The organism is Pseudomonas sp. NFIX10 (genome assembly GCF_900111955.1).
Taxonomy (GTDB): Bacteria; Pseudomonadota; Gammaproteobacteria; order Pseudomonadales; family Pseudomonadaceae; genus Aquipseudomonas; species Aquipseudomonas fluorescens_AA.
Map to the genome: position 1 here is coordinate 1 of NZ_FOKH01000037.1, position 23114 is coordinate 23114.

Here is a 23114-nt window from a genome sequence, read left to right on the forward strand (position 1 = left end):
CTGTGGGAGCGGGCTTGCCCGCGAAGGCGGCGTCACAGTCAATGAAGATGTTGAATGTGCTGGCCTCTTCGCGAGCAAGCTCGCTCCCACAGAACAGAAGGATTTCGGATGCACGCGGATAGTGTGTCCGCTGAAGATCCACTGTGGGAGCGAGCTTGCTCGCGATAGCGGTGGCCCGGCCTGGCCTCACTTCCGATCAACACGCCTGACACGCTTCATCACCACCACGAAAAACACCGGCACGAACACCACCGCCAGCGTGGCGGTGATCATCCCGCCGATCACCCCGGTGCCGATGGCCTGCTGGCTCGCCGAGCTGGCACCGGTGGCAATCGCCAGCGGTATCACCCCGAGGATGAACGCCAGCGAGGTCATGATGATCGGGCGCAGGCGCAGGCGTGCGGCCTGGAGCGTGGCGTCGATCAGGTCGTGGCCTTCGTCGTACAGGCTCTTGGCGAACTCGATGATCAGGATCGCGTTCTTCGCCGACAGGCCGATGATGGTGATCAACCCGATCTTGAAGAACACATCGTTGGGCATGCCGCGCAACGACACGGCCAGTACCGCGCCAAGCACACCCAGTGGCACCACCAGCAGCACCGAGGTCGGGATCGACCAGCTTTCGTACAGGGCCGCCAGGCACAGGAACACCACGAGCAACGACAGGCCCAACAGGATCGGCGCCTGGCTGCCGGATAAGCGTTCCTGCAAAGACAACCCAGTCCATTCCTGGCCCAGGCCCGTCGGCCCCAGGGCCACCAGCCGCTCGATTTCGGCCATCGCTTGGCCGGTGCTGTAGCCCGGTGCCGGTTCGCCGGAAATGCTCACCGCCGGATAACCGTTATAGCGGGTCAATTGCGCCGGCCCCTGGGTCCAGCGGGCCTGGACGAATGCCGACAACGGGACCATTTTCCCGCTGTTGTTGCGCACATGGATCTTCAGCAGATCCTCGACCTGGCTGCGCTGGTCGCCCTCGGCCTGGACCACCACCCGCTGCATCCGCCCCTGGTTGGGGAAGTCGTTGATGTAGGCCGAACCCACCGCCGTGGACAACACGCTGCCGACATCGGCAAAGGAAATGCCCAGGGCATTGGCCTGCTTGCGGTCGACCTCCAGTTGCACCTGCGGCGCTTCCGCCAGGGCGCTTTCGCGCACATTTATCAGCATCGGGCTTTTTTCGGCGGCGGCGAGCAATTCGCTGCGGGCCTGCATCAAGGTGGCATGGCCGAGTCCGCCACGGTCCTGCAAACGGAACTCGAAACCGCTGGAGGTGCCCAGGCCATCCACCGGCGGCGGCAGCACCGAGAACGCCATGGCATCCTTGATTCGACCCAGGGCCAGGTTGGCGCGGTCGGCAATTGACGCCGCCGAATCCTCGGCGCCGCGTTGCGACCAGTCCTTGAGGGTAGTGAAGGCCAGGGCGGCGTTCTGCCCGCTGCCGGAAAAGCTGAAACCGAGAATGATCGTGCTGTCGCCGACCCCTGGCTCGCCGGCGTTGTGGGCTTCGATCTGCTCCACCACCTGCACCGTCCGGTTTTTGCTCGCACCCGGTGGTAGCTGGATGTCGGTGATGGTGTAGCCCTGGTCTTCCACCGGCAGGAACGAGGAGGGCAGGCGACTGAACAACAGGCCCATGCCCACCAGCAGCACGCCGTAGATCAGCAGATAACGGGCGCTGCGTTTCACCGCATAGGCCACCCACTCCTGGTAGCGGTCGCCGAAGCGGTCGAAGCCACGGTTGAACCCGCCGAAGAAACCGCTTTTGGCGTGGTGATCGCCTTGGGCGATCGGCTTGAGCAAGGTCGCGCAAAGCGCCGGGGTCAAGGTCAGGGCGAGAAAGGCCGAGAACAGGATCGATGTCGCCATCGACAGCGAAAATTGCTGGTAGATCACCCCCACCGAGCCCTGCATGAACGCCATCGGAATGAACACCGCCACCAGCACCAGCGTGATGCCGATGATCGCACCGGTGATCTGCCCCATGGCCTTGCGCGTGGCCTCCTTGGGCGACAAGCCTTCCTGGGCCATGATCCGCTCGACGTTCTCGACCACGACAATGGCATCGTCCACCAGGATACCGATGGCCAGCACCATGCCGAACATGGTCAGCACGTTGATCGAGAACCCCAGCGCGAGCATCGTCGCGAAGGTGCCCATCAATGCCACCGGCACCACCAGGGTGGGGATCAGGGTGTAGCGGATGTTCTGCAGGAACAGGAACATTACTGCGAACACCAGCAACATCGCCTCGCCGAGGGTGTAGATCACCTTGGTGATCGAGACCTTGACGAACGGCGAGGTGTCGTAGGGAATCTTGTATTCCACGCCGACCGGGAAATAGCGCGACAGCTCGTCCATCTTGTTGCGCACCAGGGTCGCGGTGTTCAAGGCGTTGGCGCCCGGCGACAGTTGCACCGCCACCGCGGTGGACGGCTTGCCGTTCAGGCGCGTGGAAAATTGGTATTCCTGGCTGCCGATCTCCACCCGCGCCACGTCGGCGATGCGCACCGTCGAGCCATCGGGATTGGCCTTGAGCACAATGTCGGCGAACTCTTGCGGCGTGTTGAGCTGGCCTTTGACGACGATGGTCGCGGTGATTTCCTGGGTGCTGCGGCTCGGCAATTCCCCCAGGCTGCCTGCCGACACCTGGGCGTTCTGCGCCACGATGGCGGCATTGACGTCGGCCGGGGTCAGGTTGAAGCCGACGAGTTTCTGCGGGTCGATCCAGATCCGCATGGCGCGCTCGGCCCCGTACAGCTGGGCCTTGCCGACACCGTCCAGGCGCTTGATCTCGTTCATCACGTTGCGCGCCAGGTAATCGCTGAGGGCCACGTCGTCGAGCTTGCCGTCGCTGGAGGTGAGGGTGATCAGCAGCAGGAAGCCGGCGGAGACTTTGTCCACTTGCAAGCCCTGCTGCGTGACCGCTTGCGGCAGGCGCGACTCCACCGCCTTGAGGCGGTTCTGCACGTCGACCTGGGCCAGTTCCGGGTTGGTACCGGGTTGGAAGGTTGCGGTGATGGTGGCGCTGCCCAGGCTGCTCTGGGATTCGAAATACAACAGGTTGTCGGCGCCGTTGAGTTCTTCCTCAATCAGGCTGACCACGCTTTCGTCCACGGTTTGCGCCGAGGCGCCCGGGTAGACGGTGTAGATCTCGATTTGTGGCGGGGCCACCACCGGGTATTGCGCCACCGGCAGTTGTGGGATGGCCAGGACACCGGACAATAGGATGAACAACGCGACGACCCAGGCGAATACCGGACGGTCGATGAAAAATTGCGGCATGGCTTAGTGTCCTGCCTGTGGCCCGGGAACCTGGGCGAGGGGGAGTGGAGAGTCGTCGATCCGGACGTGCTCGCCGGGACGGGCGTGTTGCAGGCCTTCGATGACGATGCGGTCGCCGGGTTTCAAACCGTGGGTGACGACCCAGCGATCGTTTTGCGCGGCGCCCAGTTGCACCGGTTGCTGGCTGACCTTCTGCTCGGCGTCCAGCAGCAATACCTGGGCGATGCCGGCGCTGTCGCGCAAGATGGCCCGTTGCGGCACGGTGATGCCCTGGCTGTTGACCGCCTGTTCCAGGCGCACGCGGATGAAACTGCCTGGCAGCAGGTCCAGGTCGGGGTTGGGGAACTCGCTGCGCAGGGTGATCTGGCCGGTGCTCGGGTCGACGCTGAGGTCGGTGAACAGCAACTTGCCGGGCAGCGGATAAGGGCTGCCGTCGTCCTGGATCAAGGTGGCCTTGGCCTGGCCCTGGCCGACCGCTTGCAGTTGCCCTGCGCGAAAGGCGCGGCGCAGGTCATTGAGTTCGCGGGTCGATTGCGTGAGGTCGGCGTGGATCGGGTCCAGTTGCTGGATCAACGCCAACGGCGTGCTTTCGTTCTGCCCGACCAAGGCACCTTCCGTCACCAGGGCGCGGCCGATGCGCCCGGATATCGGCGCGGTCACCGTGGCATACCCGAGGTTCAGTTTCGCCCGTTCCACCGCGGCCTTGTTGGCGGCGACGTCCGCAGCCGTCTGGCGCACGTTGGCCCTGGCGTTGTCGTAGTCCTGGCCACTGATCGCCTTGTCGTCGATCAACTGAGCGTAACGTTGTGCCTGCAAGCGGGCCTGGAACGCATTGGCCTCGGCCTTGCGTAATGCCGCCTCGGCACTGTCCAGGTCGGCCTTGAACGGCGCCGGATCGATGCGAAACAGCACCTCGCCCTGTTTGACGTCGCGGCCTTCGTGAAACACCCGCTGCAAGACCACGCCGGCGACCCGCGCCCGGACTTCGGCGACCCGTGGCGCGGCGATCCGGCCGCTCAGCTCGTTGCTGATCGACAGTGGCCGGGCCTGGACCGTTTCGACACGCACGCTTGCCAGCGGGGCGGAGGCTTGCGGGTTCGAGGCGCTATCACAGCCACTGAGCAACAGCGCGCCGACCAACAGGCCCAGTGTGACGAAAGGAATCTTGGACATGGTGCTTCCCCAATATTGAGCCGCCCATGGTAGGGATCGAGGCCAATGCCAGGGGTGAAGCTTTGTAGGCGCTCTGTGAAATTGTGTAAGCGCACAGGCCACTAGATCCGAAAATGCCCCACTAACTGCTGTTGATGGTTGGCCATGGCATGCAACGAGTGGCTCGCCTGCGACGCTTCTTGCATCCGGCTGGTCAAGGTTTCGCTGATTGCGCGAATGTCGCTGACGCGATGGCTGATGTCTTCCACGACAGTGCTTTGCTCCAGGGCGGCACTGGCGATCTGTTGGTTCATGTGTTCGATCACTTCCACGGCGTCGGTGATGTGTTGCAGCGCCACATGGGTCTTTTCGACTTGGGCGACGCTGTCCCTGGCCTGTTCGCGGCTCAGTTGGGTGCTGTGCACGACCTCCTGGCTCAGCTGTTGCAACGCTTCGATCACCGTGCGTATCTGCTCGACCGAGTTCTGGGTGTTGCTGGCCAGATGGCGAACTTCGTCGGCCACCACGGCGAAGCCGCGCCCCTGTTCTCCGGCCCTGGCCGCTTCGATGGCGGCATTCAAGGCCAGCAGATTGGTCTGCTGGGCAATGGCACAAATCACGTCCAGCACCTGGCCAATGTGTTGGCTGTTGCCGGCCAGCGCCTGCACTTGCTCGAGCGTGGTTTCCAGGCGCCGGTCGAGGCTGTCGATGCTGGTGACCGCGTTGGCGAACAATTCCCGCCCCGATCGGCTGGCGTTTTCGGCAACGGTGGCGGCATCGGCCGCCTGGTGGGAATGGCGAGCCACTTCCTGTGCGCTGGTGCTCATTTCATGCAAGGCGGTCGCTGCCAGCTCGACTTCCCGGTACTGCGTGTGCATGCCCGCGCTGACTTCCCGGGCCACCCGTGCCGACGTATCGGCGGTGTTGCGGGTGTCCAGGGAGGCTTGCTGGATATCGCGGATAATGGGCTGCAGCTTGTCGAGAAAGCGGTTGAAACCCCTGGCCAGATGGCCCAATTCATCGTGGCGGTCGTTGGGCAGGCGCCGGGTGAGATCGCCGTCGCCTTCGACAATCGCATCGAGCATCTGCGCCACCCTCAGCAACGGCCGGGTCACGCCGTAAGCGGTGAGCCAGATGAGTAACAGTCCCAAGCCGGCAGCCAGCAAGCCCAGGCTGAGGTTGAGCCAGTTGGCCTGGCGATGCTTGGCGTCCAACTGCGCCTGCATGTGCAGGGCTGGCGCTTGCACAAGCGCTTCAGGTACGCGTATCTGCAATTGCCAGGGTCTATTGGCGGGAGCGGTTTGCACGGCTTGCCGAACGTCGACCGAGGTGCCGTCAACCGTGCCGCTATGGCCGGCAACTTGCCCTGACGGGGAAAGAATGTTGATCTCGCTGTGGCCGGGATACAGGTCGTTGGCCAGGCTGGCGGCCAGTTGCTGGAGGGTATCGAGGCTGATGTCCATGCCCACCACGCCGATGACGTTGCCCTGGTCCAGCAGGGGTATGGAGATGCTGCTCATCAACGTCTTCTGGCCTTCGACCTCGATCGCGTAGGGCTCTGTCACGCAGGTGCGTCCCAGGGTCTGCGGGCAGACGTACCAGGCGTTGGCCGGCTCGCTGCCCGGTGGTGCGGTGTTGGCGCTGATCTGGGCTTCGCTGAGCACCTCCTGCACCAAGTGGCCGGGTTGGCTTTGCGACCAGTACAAGGCGAAGCGACCCTTTTCGTTGCCGGCCAGATCGCGTTGGCCAATAAAACCGGCATCTTCACCGACCAGCGCGTCGGGAAACAGCACGACGTAGAAACCGAGGACTTTCTCGCGGTTCTGGAGGGCTTGGCGGGTCGCGGCGATCAGGTCGCGGCGCAGTTGCCCTGGCGTCAGTCGCCCGTTCCACGCCTGGGCGCGCAGTTGCAGGACCTGTTGGGCAAAACCTTCCCCATAGATCGCGGTTTCGCTGAAAAACCGCTCCACCCGCTGACCGTGTGCCAGGCCCTGTGCCTGCAGGCCTTCCAGGGCCGAGCGTCCGAGCAGTTGGCTGCTTTGCTGCTTGAGCAGCGTTGCGCCTTGCTGGTTCTGGTACAGGGACGCACCGGTCAATGCCCCGACGACGGCCAGCAGGCACAGCCCACTCAGGAGCGTGATCCGCCATTGGATAGAGAGACGAGCGAAGAACATGCTGAGATTTTCCTGCGCTTAGGGATTTTTATTGTTCTGTGCCTAGCGCTGTTTGAACGACGGGCGAGGCTATCTTGCGCCAGGAAGCGCCTGCCGGCTATCCCGAATCGGCAGCCGTTGTGCCCAGGCATTGGGCTGACCTGTTTTGGGGCGCCGCCTCGGATGCTGCCGTTTTGGGATAGCGAAGGGTTTTGGCAAGGGCCTAGCATCGAATCCAGCGTGCAAGCAGAACAATAAGCTTTTGGACGTCGGCGAAACTGGCCGTCTCCGATCCAGCAACAACTGCCTCATACAATAAGGTCAAGAACAATGAGTGTATCTTTCCCGATCAGCAGCTCGACGGAGTTGAAGCGCGGCGCCCTGGGCGTCGGCTTTATCATCTTCTTTGTGATTTCGGCGGCGAGCCCCTTGAGCGTCATCGCCGGCGGTTTCCCCATCGGCATCATGCTGGGCAACGGCGCGGGTACGCCAGCGTTGTTGCTCCTGGCGCTGTTGGTGTTGCTGGCCTTCTCGGCGGGCTACACGGCCATGTCCCGGCACGTGACCAACGCCGGTGGTTTCTATGCCTTCACCTCTCGCGGTTTGGGTGGCCTGGCCGGCGGCGCGGCGGGGGTGCTGGCGATGTTCGCCTACAACATTCTCCAGGTCGGGCTGTACGGCATGTTCGGCGGCGTGGTCAGCGGTACGATGGCCACTGTCTTTGGCCTGGATTTGCCGTGGTGGACGTATTCGCTCCTGGCGATGGCGAGCATCGCGATTCTCGGTTATCGCAAGATCGACCTGTCGGCCCGGGTGCTGTCGGTGGTGGTCATTGCCGAGTACCTGGCGATCCTGACGCTGGATTTCGCCATCCTCAAGAGCGGCGGCGACAGTGGCATCAATCTCGATTCGTTCGATCGCAGCCATGTGTTCAGCGGCACGCCGTCCATCGGCTTGCTGTTCTGCTTCGCGGCGTTCATCGGCTTCGAGGCCACCACCATCTATGGCGAGGAGGCCAGGAACCCGCACCGTACGATTCCCATCGCCACCTACAGCTCGGTGCTGCTGATCGGTGGTTTCTATGCCCTGTCGGTCTGGGCGATGGTGGTTGGCGTAGGCGCGGACAAGATCGTACCGACCTTGCAGGCGCTCCAGGATCCCACCACGTTCATCTACGGCATGTCCGATCACTTTGTCGGCCCGCACCTGACCCAGATCATCCGTGTGCTGTTCATGGTCAGCATCTACGCCGGCCTGCTGGCGTTCCACAACGCCGCGGCGCGTTATTTCTATGCCATCGGGCGTGACGGTTTGCTGCACAGCCGGTTGGGCACCACCCACCGCGTGCACCAGAGTCCGCACATGGGCTCGGTCCTGCAGAGCCTGATCGCAGCGGTGGTGGTGCTGATCTTCGCCGCGCTGGACGCCGACCCGATCCTGCAATTGTTCGCCTGGTTCTCGAACCTGGCCACGTTGTGCGTGATTCTGCTCATGGCCCTGACCTCGGCGGCGGTATGGGTCTATTTCCGCTCGCACCCGGAGTTGAAGCTGGGGCTCTGGCGCGGTCGGATTCTTCCGGGCTTTTCGTGCCTGGCATTGCTGGCGGTCCTGGCCCTTGCAGTGATGCATTTCGACGTGCTGACCGGCGCCAGCCCGCTGTTGTCCTACGGCCTTTGTGCCGTCATTCCCGTCGCGCTGATTGTCGGCGTGTTCCTCGCCGCCCGATTGCGCAAGTGCTCGCCCGAGCGGTTCATGGCGTTGGGCAGCCACAAACTCTAGGGCACCACGCGACCACGTCAAACCACACAAAAAACTGCGCTGTCGTTCGGGACGGTCCGGCAGCGCGTGAAAGGAAGATGCTATGCACGATTATCAAATGCTCATCAATGGGACCCAGGTCGACGGCGAAAACGGCCACTTCGATGTGGTCAATCCGGCGACCGGCACCGTGTTCGCCCGTTGCGCGGCCGGTTCCCTGGCTCAGTTGGACCTTGCCGTCGAAGCGGCGCAGTCGGCCTTTATCGAGTGGCGATACAGCAGTCATGAAGATCGCCGCCAGCGTCTGCTGAGCATCGCGGTGGACATCGAGCAGGATGCCGAGTCGTTGGCCCGGCTGATTGTCCTGGAGCAGGGCAAGCCGCTGGAGCTGGCGTTCTCCGAAGTCATGGGCGCGGTGGCCTGGACGCGTTACGCCGCCGAACAACAGATCCCTGTGGAGTTGGTAGAGGAGACCCCGAGCCAGCGTATTGAATTGCACCGCAAGCCGTTGGGCGTCGTCGCATCGATCACGCCCTGGAACTGGCCATTCATGATCGCCGTCTGGCACATCATGCCGGCGTTACGGGCCGGCAACTGCGTGATCAGCAAACCGTCGAGCCTGACCCCGCTGAGCACGTTGCGCCTGGTGGAGATCATCGCGCGCCATGTTCCTCGGGGCGTGATCAATAGCGTGACCGGCGAACAAGGTTTCGGCAGTGCGATCACTGCCCACGCCGGCATCCAGAAGATCGTCTTCACCGGCTCGACCGCCACCGGCCAAAGCGTGATGCGCGGCGCCGCTGGCAACCTCAAGCGCCTGACCCTGGAGCTGGGCGGTAACGATGCCGCCATCGTGCTGCCCGGCACGCCGGTGGAGGCGGTGGCCGAAGACATTTTCCAGGCGGCCTTCCTGAACATGGGGCAAACCTGCGCTGCCCTCAAGCGTTTGTACATCCACCAATCCCAGTACGAGGCCTTTGCCGAGGCCCTGGCCGTTATCGCCAGGCGTCAGGTGGTGGGTGACGGCCTGGCGCCTGGGGTCACGTTTGGCCCGGTGCAGAACCTCGAACAACTGACACTGGTTGAGGAACTGGTGGCGGACGCCCGTGCCCAGGGCGCGCGGGTGTTGTGCGGCGGTGCCCGGCTGGACCGCCCGGGCTTTTTCTATCCGCCGACGCTGGTGGCCGATGTGACCGACGGACAGCGCCTGGTGGACGAGGAACAGTTCGGTCCGGTGTTGCCCCTGATCGCCTATCAGGATGTCGAGGATGTCCTGCGCCGCGCCAATGCCGGCGACATGGGCCTGGGCGGGTCGGTCTGGGGCAGCGACAGCGAGCAGGCACAGGCATTGGCCAGTCGCCTGGAATGTGGCATGGCCTGGGTCAATTGCCATGCGCAGATCCAGCCGAATACGCCGTTTGGTGGCAGCAAGATGTCCGGGTTCGGCGTCGAGTTCGGCTTTGAAGGGCTGCTGGAGTTTACCGGCCAGCAGCTGTTGTACGTATGCAAGCGTGAAACAGAGTGAGGACTGCAACCATGTACGAGCACTACAAGACAGCACAGAAGAAGTTCTGGCACCCGATGAGTTCTTCGGCGCCAGCCAACCGCTCCAAGACGTTGATCATCGCCCGTGGCGACGGCAACTACATCACCGATATCGAAGGCCATCGCATGCTCGATGGTGTGGGCGGCCTCTGGAACGTGAACGTGGGCCATAACCGGCCCTCGGTGAAGGCGGCCATCGCCGCGCAGCTGGACGAACTGGCTTATTACCAGACCTTCGACGGCATCGCCCATCCGCGGGTGTTCGACCTGGCCGAGCGGCTGACGTCGATGTTCGCCCAGGAAAACATGGCGCGGGTGCTGTTCAGTTCCGGCGGTTCCGATGCGGTCGAGACGGCCCTGAAAATGGCCCGCCAATACTGGATCGCCAGCGGCGAGCCAGGGCGCACGCGCTTCCTGTCGTTGCGCAATGGCTACCATGGCGTGCACATGGGCGGCACCTCCGTGGGCGGCAACGGGGTCTATCACTACAACCACGGGCCGCTGTTGGCCGGCTGTCATCTGCTCGATACGCCGTGGCTGTACCGCAACCCCTGGGACTGCCGCGATCCGGAGGAGTTGACCGATCACTGCATTCGCCAGTTGGAAGACCAGATCGCGCTGCTGGGTTCGCAGACCATTGCTGCGTTGGTCGCCGAGCCGGTGCAAGGTGCCGGTGGCGTGATCGTGCCGCCGGCGCATTACTGGAAGAGGCTGCGTGAAGTCTGTGATCGCCACGGCATTTTGTTGATCGCCGATGAAGTGGTCACGGGGTTCGGCCGCACCGGCTGCATGCTCGGCAGCCGGGGCTGGGGCGTCGCGCCCGACGTGCTGTGCCTGGCCAAGGGCATCACCGCCGGCTACATCCCCATGGGTGCGACGGTGTTCAACCAGCGTATCGCCGATGCCATCGAGAATGGCCCGGGTTTCAGCAGCGTGATCATGCATGGCTACACCTATAGCGGTCACCCGACGGCGTGTGCGGCGGCCCTGGCGGTGCTGGACATCGTCGAAGCCGAGGACTTGCCGGGCAATGCCGGGAAAGTCGGTGCCCAATTGCTGGAGCAACTGCAGCCGCTGACCGAGCGTTATGCGGTGGTGGGCGAAGTGCGTGGCAAGGGCTTGATGATCGCCGTGGACCTGGTGGCGGACAAGGCCACCCGCGAGCCGCTGGACCCGGCCAATGGCCTGGCCTCGCGCATCGCCGAGCAGGCGCGCCGCGCCGGCGTACTGGTGCGCCCGATAGGCAACAAAATCGTGATGTCGCCACCGCTGACCCTCACCTCCGACGAGGCCGCCATGATGGTCGCTGCGCTGGACGGCGCGCTCGCCGATTGCCGCTAGCCCGACCCGCCGGCGCAGCGTGCTGCGCCGGCTCCTGAATATAAAGACAGCCTTCGAAGGCGCACCACAAGGAGCTCCAGCCATGCGGAACCTATCGCGTATGGAATTTTTCGGCAGTGGCCTTGCCTGTACGCTGGCGCTCTGCGCCGCGAGTCAGGTCCAGGCCTATGCGTTGTATGCCGATGACGACACTCACCTCAACGCCGACATGCTGGCGGTGTTCGGCCATTTCAACAGTCGCAAGAACTACGACGGCAGGCCTGGCGGTTCAACCTGGCGCGAAGGCTTCATCAAGTATGGCGTCAGCGGCGACCAGGGGCTGGCCGGCCGTGGCAGCGCCTACGGTGCGTTCAGCCTGGTCAGTTCCGCCACCTGGGGCGATGGCGACGCGGCCGGCAATACACTGGGCAGCGAGCGCACGACGAAGATCGAAGACGCTTACCTGGGCTGGCGTTCCGCCGATCTGTTCCCTGTGCTGGGGCAGGACGGTGTCGATATCTCCGGCGGCCGCCAGGTGGTCAAGCTGGGCAGGGGGTTCTTGATCAACGATGACGGGCCGAACCTGGGCAAAGGGCCTGCCGATGGGCGCTTGAATCGCGGGGGTGCCTATTACCTGGCCGCCCGGCACGCATTCGACCAGACCGCCGTATTGCGTCTGGGCGGGCAGGAGGGGCTGCATGGCAGTGCGGTCTGGCTCAAGTCCGACAACCGTGCCCAGGCCGAAACCGAACTGGCCGCTGGCACGCTGGACTACACCGCCAAGGCCGGGACCTTGGGCTTGACCTGGATCCATGGCCTTGATGTGAGCGACCAGTGGGCCAGCGCTTTCCAGAAGCAACGCGAGGGCATGAACGTCTACAGCATTCGTGGTGAAGGCGACGCGGGCATCGAGAACGCCAGCCTGGCATTCGAATACGCTTGGCAGGACAAGGACGCGGGCCCGCAGAACGCCTGGTACGCCGAGGCCGGCTACACCTTTGCCGATCTCGCCTGGGCACCCAAGCTGACGTACCGCTACACCCGCTATTCGCAGAAGTGGGATTCGCTGTTCACCGGACAGAGCACGGGTTATGGCACGTGGTTCCAGGGTGAGGTCGCGAGCAATTATGCCGGGCCCTTCAACAGCAACACGGGCATTCATCATGTCGGCCTGACGGCCACGCCGTTGGAAAACCTGACCCTCGGTGCGTTGTACTTCGATTACAACACCGTACGTAAAGACAACGCCCTGAACCTGGATGCCCGTGAGCTGGATGTGTATGCCGAGTGGGCCGTCAACGAGCATTTGATCGTCACCCCGCTGATCGGCCTCTACAAGCCGGATCGGGATGCAACGACGGGGGGCAATCAAGTGACGGGCAATGGCACCAACGTGTACAGCCAGGTGACGGTGGCCGTGCCGTTCTGAAGCAGGGGTTGTTCGATAAACCCTGTGGCGAGGGAGCTTGCTCCCGCTGGGTCGCGCAGCGGCCCCTCTCTTTGGGCCTGCTGCGCAGTCCAGCGGGAGCAAGCTCCCTCGCCACGGGGGATCGTTTTTCTTGAGTGAGCAGTGTCTCTGTTGTCTAGCTGACAGCAGGCTGGGTATGCATCCGCTCGGCAATCCGCCGGGTGGTGTCCATCACCATTTCAACCACGGTTTCCTGGCGCAGCAGTTTGAAGCTGTGGGTGCTGCCCACGGCCGAAAGGCTGCCCACCACCTCGTCGAGCTCCGGGTTGACGATCGGCGCGGCGATACCGGTGAGGCCCAGGTTGAGTTCGTCGTGGGTCATGCAATAGCCATCCTTGCGGATTTTTTTTGTGGCCTTGGAAAAGCTTGCCCAGTCATGGTCGCTGTCGGGGTCGTTGGCCAGGTGTTCTTCGAACAGGCGTTGCAGGCGCCGACCCTTCTGGAAGGCGATCAATACCTTGGATTGCGCACCGCGAAAAAACGGCAGTGGTTGGCCGCGGCCGAATGAGAACTGGTAGGTGTCACTGGGTTCGGCGATGTAGGTATTGATGATACGGCCGTCGTAGAAAACGCTGGCGAACACCGCCAGGCCAGTGGCGTCGGACAGCTCGTGCATCAACTCGCGGCCTGCCACGAGGATCGGGTCGTACTGCCGCATCATCCAGTCCAGCTCAATGATGCGTGGCCCCAGGCCATAGCTGCCGGCGTCCACCCGCACCAGCAGGCCGGCATCGCACAAGTCCTTGACGTAGCGGTACACGGTCGCCCGCGAGAGGCCCATGCGCTCGGCGATGGTCTCGGGGTCGATCTTCAATGTGGCCGGGCCGAAAAGGTCCAGCACACTCAGCATTTTGCTCAGACTGCTCATTTCGCTCCTAAAGGGGGGAATGGCGCGTAGGGGGGCGTTGGGTGAGCACTATAGGTAGCCGCGGCGCTGATGAAAAGCCCGCGCACTCGCTCAGGAGCGCGTCGCCACGGTAACTCAATGTTTGAGAAATACAAGCGGATTTTCAGTCGTTTTCCTTCATAAAATATGCATTAATCTCAAAATATGATTTTAATGCAGAAAAATAGCTTGTTTTGTCGATTGTGCTGTGTGATAAATCTCAGCCACTGCAAACGCTCGATGAAGAGGGCTGGAAATGAATGGTGCGCAACTGATAGTGAAGGCGGCGGTGGCAAGCGGTATCGAATACTGCTTCGCCAATCCCGGAACGACTGAAATTCCCCTGGTAGCAGCCATGGCCAGCGCGCCAGCCCTCAAGCCGGTGTTGTCCTTGTTCGAAGGGGTATGCACCGGTGCGGCGGACGGCTACGGCCGGATTGCCGGCAAGCCGGCGATGACTCTGACTCACCTTGGCCCAGGCTTTGCCAATGGCATTGCCAACCTGCACAACGCACGTCGCGCCAACACCCCGATCGTCAACGTCATCGGCGATCATGCGTCCTGGCACGTCAATTACGATCCACCGCTGGCCAGCGACATCCAGGCGTTGGCCGGCAGCGTTTCCAAGTGGGTACGGACCTCGCGCACGGCGTCGGGCGTCGGTGAGGATTTCCAGGAGGCGGTGCGTGCCGCCTGGCAAGCCAACGGCCAGATCGCCAGCCTGATCCTGCCGATGGACCTGCAAGCCAACACCGTGCAGCACGAGAAGGCCTTCACGGCATTGCAGGCTCCGATCCGGCGTTTTGCCGGTGACCGGGTCGAGGCGGTCGCCCAGGCCTTGCGCGATGGTCGGCGCCTGGTGTTTATCGTCGGCGACCAAGGCTTGTCCGTCGCCGGCCTGGAAGCGGCGGGGCGCTTGGCGCAACTGCCGGGCGTGCGGTTGTTCGCCGAAACCTTTCCGCGCCTGAGTTATCGCGGTGGTGGCCTGCCAGACCTGGATCGCCTGCCTTACTTCCCCGAAGTGGCCATCGAGATCCTTGACCAATACGACGCGGTGGTCTGCGCTGGCGTCCCCGAGCCCATCAGCTACTTCGGCTACGAAGGCATTGCCTCCCGGTTGGCAGAGCGTGAACGCCTGCTGTGTCTGGCCGAGGTGGGGGACGACGTTGCCGGGGCGCTCACTGCGCTGGCCGATGCGCTCGAGGCGCCGGCTTACGTGCCCACGCCAACCGGTATCGAACTGCCGCCCGGCGAAGCCGCGTTGACACCGCAGTCGGTGGGCCAGGTGCTGGCCGCATCGTTGCCGGACGACTGCATCGTTTCGGTGGAAGGCGGCACGTGCGGCTATCCGTTCTTCACCGCCTCGGCCCATGCCGCCCGGCATCGGGTCCTGACCAACACCGGTGGGGCCATCGGCCAGGGCATCCCGGTGGGCTTTGGCGCCGCCATGGCCGAGCGTGGCAACAAGGTGTTCTGCCTGCAATCGGACGGCAGTGCCCAGTACACCATCCAGACCTTATGGAGCATCGCCCGCGAGCAACTGCCGGTGGTGATCCTGATCGCGGCCAACCACCGCTACGCCATCCTGCAGAACGAGCTGCGCCGCTTCGGCATGACCGAGCTGGGCCCCGAGGCCCTGAGCCTGACGGTACTGGACCGCCCACGCATCGATTGGAAAGCCCTGGCCAAGGGCTACGGCTTGCCGGCCAGCACTGTGCACACCAACGGTGAGTTGCAACGCGCCTTGGCCAACGCCAAGGCCGACGGTGGTCCTTGCCTGATTGAAATGGCGCTGTGAAGGAGCGGATATGAACCCGATTCAATTGTTACCTGCGGTCGAGAAATTCCTGTCGCAACCCGGGCGTCTGTTTATCGGCGGCACTTGGCAGGACGCCGCCGATGGTCGCCGGTTTGCCGTGGAAAACCCGGCCACTGAACACACCCTGGCTGAAGTCGCCGAAGGTGGCGAACGCGACGTGGATGCCGTCGTCGCTGCCGCCCGCGCGGCCTTCACGGGTACCTGGGCGCAGCAGTCCCCGGCCCAGCGCGGGTTGCTGCTGTTTCGCCTGGCGGAACTGCTCGACCAGCACCGCGAAGAGTTGGCGCAACTGATCACCCTGGAAAACGGCAAGCCAATCGGCGCGGCCCGGGGCGAAGCGGCCAGCGCGGCCAACATCATTCGTTACTTCGCCGGTTGGCCGACCAAGATCGAAGGCAGCACGCTGCCGGTGTCTCCCTCCAGTGGCGCGCCGATGCTCAATTACACCTTGCGCGAGCCGGTGGGCGTCTGCGCGTTGATCGTGCCGTGGAACTTCCCGCTGACCATGTGCGTGTGGAAACTCGGCCCGGTGCTGGCGACCGGTTGTGTCGCGGTGCTCAAGCCCGCCGAGCAGACACCCCTGGTTGCCATTCGCCTGGTGCAGTTGATCGAGGCCGCCGGTTTCCCGGCCGGGGTGGTCAATCTGCTGACTGGCCTTGGCGCGCAGACCGGTGCACCGCTGGCCCAGCACCCGGACGTGGACAAGATCGCCTTCACCGGCTCGACCCAGGTGGGACGACTGATCGCCCAGGCGGCCACGGGCAACATGAAGAAGGTCTCCCTGGAGCTGGGGGGCAAGTCCCCCAACATCATCCTGCCGGACGCCGACATCGTCCGGGCCGCCAAAGGCGCCGCCGATGGCATTTTCTACAACCAGGGCCAGGTTTGCACCGCCGGATCGCGTCTGTATGTGCACGCCAGCGTCCTCGACCAGGTGCTTGAAGAACTCCAGCGCCACGCGGCCGCCCATGTGCTGGGGCCAGGCCTGGATCCGGCCAGCAGCATGGGCCCGCTGGTTTCGGCCCGGCAATTGGGCACGGTGCGCGGCTACCTGCAACGGGGCCAGGAAGAGGGCGCCGAACTGATCTGCGGCGGTGACCGGCCGGCCCACCTGGAACGCGGCCACTTCATCCGCCCCAGCGTGTTTCTCGACCGCGCCGAGCGCGCCTGTGTCGCCCGGGAAGAAATCTTCGGCCCGGTACTGACCGTCATGAGCTGGACCGACATCGATGAGCTGGTGCTGCGCGCCAACGACTCGCCTTACGGCCTGGCGGCGGGTCTCTGGACCCGTGACTTGCGCTCCGCCCATCGCGTGGCGGCGCAGTTGAAGGCCGGTTCGGTGTGGATCAACTGCTGGAACGTCGTCGACCCGGCCTCGCCATTTGGCGGCTACAAGCAATCCGGCTGGGGTCGGGAAATGGGTAAGAACGTGATCGATGCCTACACCGAAACCAAAAGTGTCTTCGTCGATCTGGCCTGAACCGAATCATCACAAGAGGAACTGCTATGGATCTGGAATTGCAAGGCCGCGTGGCGATCGTCACCGGCGGCGGTATGGGCATCGGCAAGGAAGTCGCGCGCTTTTTGTCCCAGGAGGGTTGCAAGGTGGTGATCTGTGCGCGGCGCATGGAGTTTCTCCAGCAAGCCGCCGAGGAAATCACCGCCGAGACCGGCAACGAAGTGCTGCCGCTGTTCTGTGACACCAACCAGATGTCGGCGGTGTCCGACATGGTCGAGGCGGCCCACAAGCACTTTGGCCGCATCGACATCCTGGTCAACGGCGCCGCGGCACCGTCCGGCGTGGTGCGCAACGACATCGAACATGCCGGCGACGACGAATTGCTCTCGGACCTCAACACCAAGGTGATCGGCTATTTCCGTTGCGCCAAGGCGGTAACCCCGCACATGAAGGCCGGTGGCTTCGGTCGCATCATCAACATCGGTGGCTTGACCGGGCGTGGCAGCAAGGTCCTCTCGGGCATGCGCAACCTGGCCATCGCCCACATGACCAAGACGCTCTCCGACCAACTGGGCCCCTCCGGCATCACCGTCAACCTGATCCACCCCGGTGTGGTCGACACCCCGCACATCCAGGAGCTGTACGAGCGCGAAGGGGTCAAGCAGGGCAAGACGCCTGAGCAGGTGGAGCAGGGCTACATCGACGCGACACCGATCCGGCGCACCCTGGCGCCCATCGAAATGGGCTGGCTGATCGGTTTCCTCGCATCCCCCAAGGCGGGCGCCGTGACTGGGGAATCCATTGGCATCGACGGCGGCTTGACCCGTGGCATCTTCATTTGAGGAGCAGCAGTGATGAGTAACGGAACCCTTTTGGTCGCCACCGTGGGGCAAGCGGTGATCCGCAGCGCCGACGATGGCCGTACCTGGCATCGCCTGGGCCTGGGCCAGGACCTGGAATTCGATGCGATTACCCGATCCCTGAGTTTCCATCCGGGTACGCCCGAGGTGATCTACGCCGGCACCGACGTCGGCCTGTGCGTCAGCCGCGATACCGGCGGCCATTGGCAGCGGGTGGATTCGCCGTTCAACGGGCAGACCGTCTGGAAAGTAGCGGTGGATCCCCAGGATGCGCAGCGTATTTTCGTGGGCACCGGTGCGCCGTCGCGCGCCGTGCTGTGGCGCACCCTCGACGGTGGCCAGCACTGGGACCGTGCCCCTGTGGAGATCCCGGAGTTCTGCGACGGCGTCAGTCGTCCACGCCTGCTGGCTTTCGCCTACGACCCGACGGACCGCAACCAGCTCTGGTTCGGCCTGGAAGAGGGGGGGCTGTTCCACAGCCGTGACGGGGGCGAGAGCTGGACCCGCGTCGATGATCGCTTGCTGTGGGACTTCAACTCGGACGTGCACAACATCGTGGTCCTGCCCAACCATGGGCAAAAGGTCATCGTCGTGGTGTGCGTCAACGCCGTTTACCGCAGCCTCGACGAGGGGCAGACCTGGACCGGCATCGTCGCCCGGGAAGCCTTCGGTCTGTATTACGTGCGCGCCATGAATGCACCGTTGGGCGGCGAGGATACGCTCTACCTGAGCATCTCCGACGGCACCCCGGGCACCACCAGCAAGGTCCTGGTTTCCCGGGATGCCGCCCTCAGTTGGGAGGTGCTGCCGCTGCCACAACAGCCCAACTCCTGCGTCTGGGCGATTGCCTTGAACCCTGCCGACCCTCGCCAGATCGTCGCCGGCACCAAGTATGGGCATCTGTTCACTTCCGAAAATGGCGGTGACGGCTGGCAGAAGCAGTGGCGTGAATTCAGTGAAATCGCTGATGTGCTCTGGACCCCCGCCGTGGCGCAAATCAAGTCCGGGCATCAATCCATCATCAAGAAAAACTGAGGTATCGCGCGATGAAAGTCGAAGTCGTTCGTACTCACCTGTCGTTGTTCGTGAGCGACCCGGAAGTGTCGGCCCGTTGGTACGCCGATGTGCTGGGCATGCATGAAAGCGCCCGGGGTGAAAGCTGGATCATGATGGCGTTTGGCGCCAAGCATCACGACATCGCATTGCTCCGCGCAGAGCCCGGCGCCCACCAGGGCGGCCTGGGGTTGCAGCACTACGGGCTGGAGATCGCGGGCGACATGATCACCCTGCGCAAGCTCTACGGCATGTTGCTGAACAAGGGCGTCGAGGTGGTGAAGATCACTGACCACGAGATCGGCAACGGCGTGTACTTCAACGACCCCGATGGCAATCGCATGGAGTTTTTCCTCGAGTCCGAACACGACGACGAGCGCGGCAAGGCCCGCTTCAAGGCCGCTGGGGCCCCCAGCCGGCATTTCGATCTCGACCCACTTTAAAGAGGCAAGTCTGATGAAAACCGCGAATTTCGCCAGTTACCACATCCGCAAATGGTACAGCTTCGTCGAGGAAACCCTGGCCAACGAAACCGGCCAGTTGGCCGATGGCGAGCCGCTGTTCAAGTACGCCATTGGGGCGGTGATCGCCAACCCTTATGCCGGACGTTTCAGCGAAAGCCTGGCCGAGTTGATAGAACCGTCACCCTTGCTGGGCCAGGAGTTTGGTCGGCGTATCCAAGCCTTGGCCGGCGAGCATGAGATTGTCAGTTACGGCAAGGCGTGCCTGGTGGGCAGCCAGGGCGAGTACGAGCACGGCAATGCGTTGCTGACCAATCCGGCGGCGGATCCGATCCGTGTCGCATTGGGCGGTGGCAAGTCCTGGGTGCCCTCCACCGGCAAGCGGGGCGGGCCTGGCGTGACCATCGACGTACCGCTAGCCCACAAGGACGCGCTGTATGTCCGCTCCCATTACGACAGCATTTCCCTGGCGTTCGGCGATGGTCCCTCGGCCGACGAGTTGATCATCATCTGGGCCTTCGCCACGCGCGGTCGTTTGCATGCACGCCTGGGTGGTCTGCGGGCCGCTGACGTCAAGGGCAATGACGGCCTGTATTGAGGTGCGCTGACGTGGGAAGCCAACGAATGTCTGCAAACAGCCAGTTCTTCACCAATCGTTCGGGGATGCGCCTGCACTACTTGTCGTGGGGCAACGCGTCAGGCATTCCCGTGTTGCTGCTCCATGGGCTGCGGGCCTATGCCCAGACCTGGGCGTCCCTGGCCAATGCATTGGGCGAGCAATTCTGTTGCCACGCCCTGGACCAGCGCGGCCGTGGCGACAGCGACTGGGCAGAGGCTTCCAGCTACCGGACCGAAGCCTATGTCAGCGATCTGGAAGATTGGGTCACGCACCTGGGGCTGGAGCGTTTCGTCCTGGTGGGGCATTCCCTCGGCGGCACCAATGCGCTGGAGTATGCCCGGCTCAATCCTGGACGCCTGCAAGCCCTGGTGATCGAAGACATTGGCCCCGGCTCGTCGATCAACGGCGACGGTGCCGAGCGCATCCGTCGCGAGATGAGCCAGACGCCCCTGTCGTTTCCCGACTGGGAAAGTGCCGCGCAGTTCTGGCGCCGCTCACGTCCCGGTCTGTCCGCCCAGGGGTTGGCGTCCAGGTTGACCCATTCGATGAAGGAAACCCCGGCAGGCATCGGCTGGCGCCATGATCAGGCCGGCATTGCCCAGGCGCGCCTGAGCATCACCCCGACCGATCTGTGGCCGGCGGTCCGGGCGCTGGATTGCCCAACGCTGTTCATCCGGGGCGCGCGTTCCGATTTCTTGCCCGAGGCGACCCTGGCGGCGATGAAAGAGGCCAATCCGCGCGTGCTTACAGCGCAAATCGCCGATGCCAGCCATTATGTCCATGACGACCAGGAGGACACGTTCAACCATGTCGTCATGGACTACTTGCACGACCAATGCCTACAACCACAACAACAAAGCGGTGAATAGCGATGAAGCAGGAGAAAACCCAGGTTGTCATCGTGGGCGGCGGCCCGAACGGGATCACGGCCGCTCATTACATGGGGCTGTACGGTATCGACTGCATCGTCCTTGAGTTGGCTGACGGCGTCCTGCCGTATCCCCGCGCGGTGGGCATGGATGACGAGGCGCTGCGGGTGTTGCAGGGCATCGGTATCGCCGAACTGGCCGCGCGGGACATGATCTGCAACGTGCCCCTGCGTTACTACAATGCGCGGGGCGTCTGTTTTGCCGAGGTCAAGCCGAGCACGGCGAACTATGGCTGGCCGATGCGCAACATCTTCATGCAACAGTTGCTGGAAACGACATTGCGCGAGCAGTTGGGCAAACACACCACCGTCGAGCTGCGCCAGGGCCATGAAATGCTCGACCTGGAGCAAGATGCCGAGGGTGTGACCTTGCAGGTGCGCGACGCCGGGGGCGAGCTCTATCAGTTGCAGGCGCAGTACGTGATTGGTGCCGATGGCGGACGCTCCAGCGTGCGCAAGAAACTCGGCATCAAACTGCTGGGGCTGACCCATCCGCGCAAATGGGTGGTGATCGATACGGCCAACGACACCCTCGATGCACCGTATACCGCCTTGCATGCCGACCCTCAGCGACCTTTCGTCTGCATCTACCTGCCGTATCAGCAACGGCGCTGGGAGTTCATGCTCCTGGAGGGCGAAGACGAAACCCGGATGTGCGAAGAGGCGACGATCCGGGACTTGATCCGTGGGCATATCGGCGATGCGGTCGATCAACTGGAAATCATCCGGATCCGCGCCTACACCCATAATTCCCGGGTCGCGGCGCGCTTTGTCCAGGGCCGTGTGGCATTGGTGGGGGATGCGGCGCATATTTCCCCGCCCTGGGCCGGGCAGGGGCTCAATTCGGGCTTGCGTGATGTCGCCAACGTCAGCTGGAAGCTCGCCGCGATTCTCCAAGGGCGGGCGTCGCCGGCGATCCTGGCCAGTTACGACCAGGAGCGCCGTGGGCATGCGACCGATCTCATCGCGTTGGCCGACAACATGGGCGCCGTCCTGGGGCTGACCAACCCGTTGATGGCGGGGGTGCGGGACTGGTTGTTCCAGGCCGTCAACAGCGTCGACAACCTGCGTTCGCACTTGCTGGAGTTCAAGTTCAAACCCAAGGCGACCATCACCAAGGGCCTGGTGTATCACGAGCGCGCCGAGCTGCATGAGGATGATCTGGTCGGGCAGTTGTTCATCCAGCCGTCCATCGAAGATGTCCAGGGCCAGCGCCGACGCCTGGACGAGGTGCTGGGGCATTCCTATGCGGTGCTGGGGTATCGGGTCGACCCGAGCGAACCGCTCAGCGAAGAAACCGCCGCTTGGTGGGCGCGCTGGGAGACGCGCTTCATCCAGATCAATCGCTCGCGCAGTGGCGTGGGGCGCAACCAACCCTTGTCTGCCAGCGGGGCCATTTGTGTCGAGGACGTCGATAACCGCCTCGGCGAATGGTTTGCCAAGGTGCGTGATTGTGTCGTGGTGGTGCGGCCGGATCGGTTCGTGGCCGCGATCACCACGCCCGAGCGGCTCGAGGGCGTGTTGCGCAAACTGGCGGAGCAACTCTCATGAGCCGCGAAGATCATCTGTTGGTTCGGCTTCACGATGCCGCGCAGGCCGTGCACGCCTTGCCGTCGTTGGAACCAGAGGCCGTCGACCTGACGACGGGCTACACCTTGCAGCGCGAGGCGCTGCGCCGGCGCCTGGCCGGTGGTGAGCGCTTGACCGGGTGGAAAGTGGCCTTCGCCGGCCGCGCCGCCCAGGACCGTTTCGGTATTGATGAGCCGGTATTGGGCGCGCTGACCGATGCCATGGTGGTGGAACCTGGCCGTGGGGTGTCGCTTGCGCGGCTGATCCAGCCGAAGTTGGAAATCGAGCTGGCGTTTGTCCTGGGGCGTACGCTGGTGCCGGGTTTCTACAGCGACGAGGACATCCTCGCGGCCATCTCCGACGTCGCGCCGGCGTTCGAAATTGCCGATTGCCGCTGGCAGGGCTGGCGTTTCGGCGTCGGCGCGTTTCTTGCCGACAATGCCGCCGCGGGGCTGTATTGCCTGGGGGCGCGGGTCAAGTTCCATCCCGAACAACTGGCCCACGTGAACTATCGCCTGGCGTGCGATGGGGTGCCCTGTGGCGAGGGCAATGCCCAGGCACGCGAGGACACGCCCCAGGCCAACCTGTGCTGGCTGGTGCGGCGCTTGCTGGCCGACGGGCAGTGCGTTGAAGCAGGCCAAGTGGTGCTGTCCGGCGCTTTGTTGGCACCGTTGGAGATCAAGGCCGCCGAGTATCGGTTGGACATGCTTGGCATGGAACTGGCTTTGGTTTTCCGGCAGTAAGTACTGTTCACCCAAAGGAGCCCGTGGCGAGGGAGCTTG

General features: G+C 63.6%; 17 protein-coding genes and 1 pseudogene. 13 read left to right on the plus strand and 5 right to left on the minus strand.

Annotation, left to right across the window (positions count from 1 at the left end):
- Positions 1–186 precede the first annotated feature (186 nt).
- The 4 genes and pseudogenes from BM321_RS25535 to BM321_RS31420 form a co-directional block, all read right to left on the minus strand.
- Positions 187–3282, minus strand: coding sequence for an efflux RND transporter permease subunit (locus BM321_RS25535; protein ID WP_092445548.1), 3096 nt, complete (start codon positions 3280–3282; stop codon positions 187–189).
- A 3-nt stretch (positions 3283–3285) separates the two neighbouring features.
- Positions 3286–4455 carry an efflux RND transporter periplasmic adaptor subunit gene (locus BM321_RS25540; protein ID WP_060742727.1) on the minus strand — a complete coding sequence of 390 codons (1170 nt, stop codon included), beginning with the start codon at positions 4453–4455 and terminating at the stop codon, positions 3286–3288.
- 101 nt (positions 4456–4556) lie between these two features.
- Complete coding sequence (locus tag BM321_RS31415; protein WP_371856651.1) at positions 4557–5312, minus strand: methyl-accepting chemotaxis protein; 756 nt, start codon at positions 5310–5312, stop codon at positions 4557–4559.
- A gap of 102 nt (positions 5313–5414) precedes the next feature.
- Positions 5415–6608: pseudogene (locus BM321_RS31420) on the minus strand (HAMP domain-containing protein); the annotation flags it as partial.
- A 309-nt stretch (positions 6609–6917) separates the two neighbouring features.
- Here BM321_RS31420 and BM321_RS25550 point away from each other — a divergent pair.
- The 4 genes from BM321_RS25550 (at position 6918) to BM321_RS25565 (ending at position 12639) form a co-directional block, all read left to right on the plus strand.
- The gene (locus tag BM321_RS25550; protein ID WP_092445553.1) at positions 6918–8366 is read left to right on the plus strand and encodes an APC family permease; all 1449 of its coding nucleotides are present in this window, start codon (positions 6918–6920) and stop codon (positions 8364–8366) included.
- 82 nt (positions 8367–8448) lie between these two features.
- A complete protein-coding gene (locus BM321_RS25555) occupies positions 8449–9870 on the plus strand; it encodes an aldehyde dehydrogenase family protein (protein ID WP_092445555.1) in 1422 nt (473 codons plus the stop codon).
- Between the two features lie 11 nt (positions 9871–9881).
- Entirely contained in the window at positions 9882–11231 is a 1350-nt protein-coding gene (locus BM321_RS25560) for an aminotransferase class III-fold pyridoxal phosphate-dependent enzyme (RefSeq protein WP_092326216.1), read from the plus strand.
- A gap of 82 nt (positions 11232–11313) precedes the next feature.
- On the plus strand, positions 11314–12639 hold the full coding sequence (locus BM321_RS25565) for an alginate export family protein (RefSeq protein WP_092445557.1): 1326 nt from the start codon (positions 11314–11316) through the stop codon (positions 12637–12639).
- Between the two features lie 154 nt (positions 12640–12793).
- On the opposite strand, the gene BM321_RS25570 is transcribed toward BM321_RS25565, so the two are convergent.
- Entirely contained in the window at positions 12794–13546 is a 753-nt protein-coding gene (locus tag BM321_RS25570; RefSeq protein ID WP_092326218.1) for an IclR family transcriptional regulator, read from the minus strand.
- A 274-nt stretch (positions 13547–13820) separates the two neighbouring features.
- On the opposite strand from BM321_RS25570, the gene BM321_RS25575 reads away from it, so the two are divergent.
- The 9 genes from BM321_RS25575 to BM321_RS25615 are packed head-to-tail and all read left to right on the plus strand — an operon-like array spanning position 13821 to position 23075.
- Positions 13821–15362 carry an acetolactate synthase large subunit gene (locus BM321_RS25575; protein WP_092445559.1) on the plus strand — a complete coding sequence of 514 codons (1542 nt, stop codon included), beginning with the start codon at positions 13821–13823 and terminating at the stop codon, positions 15360–15362.
- 10 nt (positions 15363–15372) lie between these two features.
- Positions 15373–16863, plus strand: a complete 1491-nt coding sequence (locus BM321_RS25580) for an aldehyde dehydrogenase family protein (RefSeq protein ID WP_092445561.1) — start codon at positions 15373–15375, stop codon at positions 16861–16863.
- A 26-nt stretch (positions 16864–16889) separates the two neighbouring features.
- Positions 16890–17684, plus strand: a complete 795-nt coding sequence (locus BM321_RS25585) for an SDR family NAD(P)-dependent oxidoreductase (RefSeq protein ID WP_092445563.1) — start codon at positions 16890–16892, stop codon at positions 17682–17684.
- Positions 17685–17696: 12 nt separating this feature from the next.
- Positions 17697–18737 (plus strand): YCF48-related protein, encoded by a 1041-nt coding sequence (locus BM321_RS25590; protein WP_092445565.1) that lies wholly within the window; start codon positions 17697–17699, stop codon positions 18735–18737.
- An 11-nt stretch (positions 18738–18748) separates the two neighbouring features.
- Complete coding sequence (locus BM321_RS25595) at positions 18749–19198, plus strand: VOC family protein (protein ID WP_092445567.1); 450 nt, start codon at positions 18749–18751, stop codon at positions 19196–19198.
- Positions 19199–19211: 13 nt separating this feature from the next.
- Positions 19212–19814 carry an amino acid synthesis family protein gene (locus BM321_RS25600; protein ID WP_092445569.1) on the plus strand — a complete coding sequence of 201 codons (603 nt, stop codon included), beginning with the start codon at positions 19212–19214 and terminating at the stop codon, positions 19812–19814.
- 26 nt (positions 19815–19840) lie between these two features.
- Complete coding sequence (locus tag BM321_RS25605; protein ID WP_092445571.1) at positions 19841–20704, plus strand: alpha/beta fold hydrolase; 864 nt, start codon at positions 19841–19843, stop codon at positions 20702–20704.
- Between the two features lie 2 nt (positions 20705–20706).
- The gene (locus tag BM321_RS25610; RefSeq protein ID WP_092445573.1) at positions 20707–22314 is read left to right on the plus strand and encodes a bifunctional 3-(3-hydroxy-phenyl)propionate/3-hydroxycinnamic acid hydroxylase; all 1608 of its coding nucleotides are present in this window, start codon (positions 20707–20709) and stop codon (positions 22312–22314) included.
- A complete protein-coding gene (locus tag BM321_RS25615) occupies positions 22311–23075 on the plus strand; it encodes a 2-keto-4-pentenoate hydratase (protein ID WP_092445575.1) in 765 nt (254 codons plus the stop codon). Before BM321_RS25610 ends, BM321_RS25615 begins: the two co-directional genes overlap by 4 nt.
- The last annotated feature ends 39 nt before the right edge of the window (positions 23076–23114 follow it).

What these genes read in the sequence shown, in the direction of transcription:
- BM321_RS25605 (WP_092445571.1), top strand. Translation starts at nt 19,841, where the DNA reads ATGTCTGCAAACAGCCAGTTCTTCACCAATCGTTCGGGGATGCGCCTG.
- BM321_RS25595 (WP_092445567.1), top strand. Translation starts at nt 18,749, where the DNA reads ATGAAAGTCGAAGTCGTTCGTACTCACCTGTCGTTGTTCGTGAGCGAC.
- BM321_RS25580 (WP_092445561.1), top strand. Translation starts at nt 15,373, where the DNA reads ATGAACCCGATTCAATTGTTACCTGCGGTCGAGAAATTCCTGTCGCAA.
- BM321_RS25590 (WP_092445565.1), top strand. Translation starts at nt 17,697, where the DNA reads ATGAGTAACGGAACCCTTTTGGTCGCCACCGTGGGGCAAGCGGTGATC.
- BM321_RS25540 (WP_060742727.1), bottom strand. Translation starts at nt 4,455, where the DNA reads ATGTCCAAGATTCCTTTCGTCACACTGGGCCTGTTGGTCGGCGCGCTG.
- BM321_RS25550 (WP_092445553.1), top strand. Translation starts at nt 6,918, where the DNA reads ATGAGTGTATCTTTCCCGATCAGCAGCTCGACGGAGTTGAAGCGCGGC.
- BM321_RS25575 (WP_092445559.1), top strand. Translation starts at nt 13,821, where the DNA reads ATGAATGGTGCGCAACTGATAGTGAAGGCGGCGGTGGCAAGCGGTATC.
- BM321_RS25585 (WP_092445563.1), top strand. Translation starts at nt 16,890, where the DNA reads ATGGATCTGGAATTGCAAGGCCGCGTGGCGATCGTCACCGGCGGCGGT.
- BM321_RS31415 (WP_371856651.1), bottom strand. Translation starts at nt 5,312, where the DNA reads ATGCACACGCAGTACCGGGAAGTCGAGCTGGCAGCGACCGCCTTGCAT.
- BM321_RS25600 (WP_092445569.1), top strand. Translation starts at nt 19,212, where the DNA reads ATGAAAACCGCGAATTTCGCCAGTTACCACATCCGCAAATGGTACAGC.
- BM321_RS25560 (WP_092326216.1), top strand. Translation starts at nt 9,882, where the DNA reads ATGTACGAGCACTACAAGACAGCACAGAAGAAGTTCTGGCACCCGATG.
- BM321_RS25535 (WP_092445548.1), bottom strand. Translation starts at nt 3,282, where the DNA reads ATGCCGCAATTTTTCATCGACCGTCCGGTATTCGCCTGGGTCGTCGCG.
- BM321_RS25565 (WP_092445557.1), top strand. Translation starts at nt 11,314, where the DNA reads ATGCGGAACCTATCGCGTATGGAATTTTTCGGCAGTGGCCTTGCCTGT.
- BM321_RS25610 (WP_092445573.1), top strand. Translation starts at nt 20,707, where the DNA reads ATGAAGCAGGAGAAAACCCAGGTTGTCATCGTGGGCGGCGGCCCGAAC.
- BM321_RS25570 (WP_092326218.1), bottom strand. Translation starts at nt 13,546, where the DNA reads ATGAGCAGTCTGAGCAAAATGCTGAGTGTGCTGGACCTTTTCGGCCCG.
- BM321_RS25555 (WP_092445555.1), top strand. Translation starts at nt 8,449, where the DNA reads ATGCACGATTATCAAATGCTCATCAATGGGACCCAGGTCGACGGCGAA.
- BM321_RS25615 (WP_092445575.1), top strand. Translation starts at nt 22,311, where the DNA reads ATGAGCCGCGAAGATCATCTGTTGGTTCGGCTTCACGATGCCGCGCAG.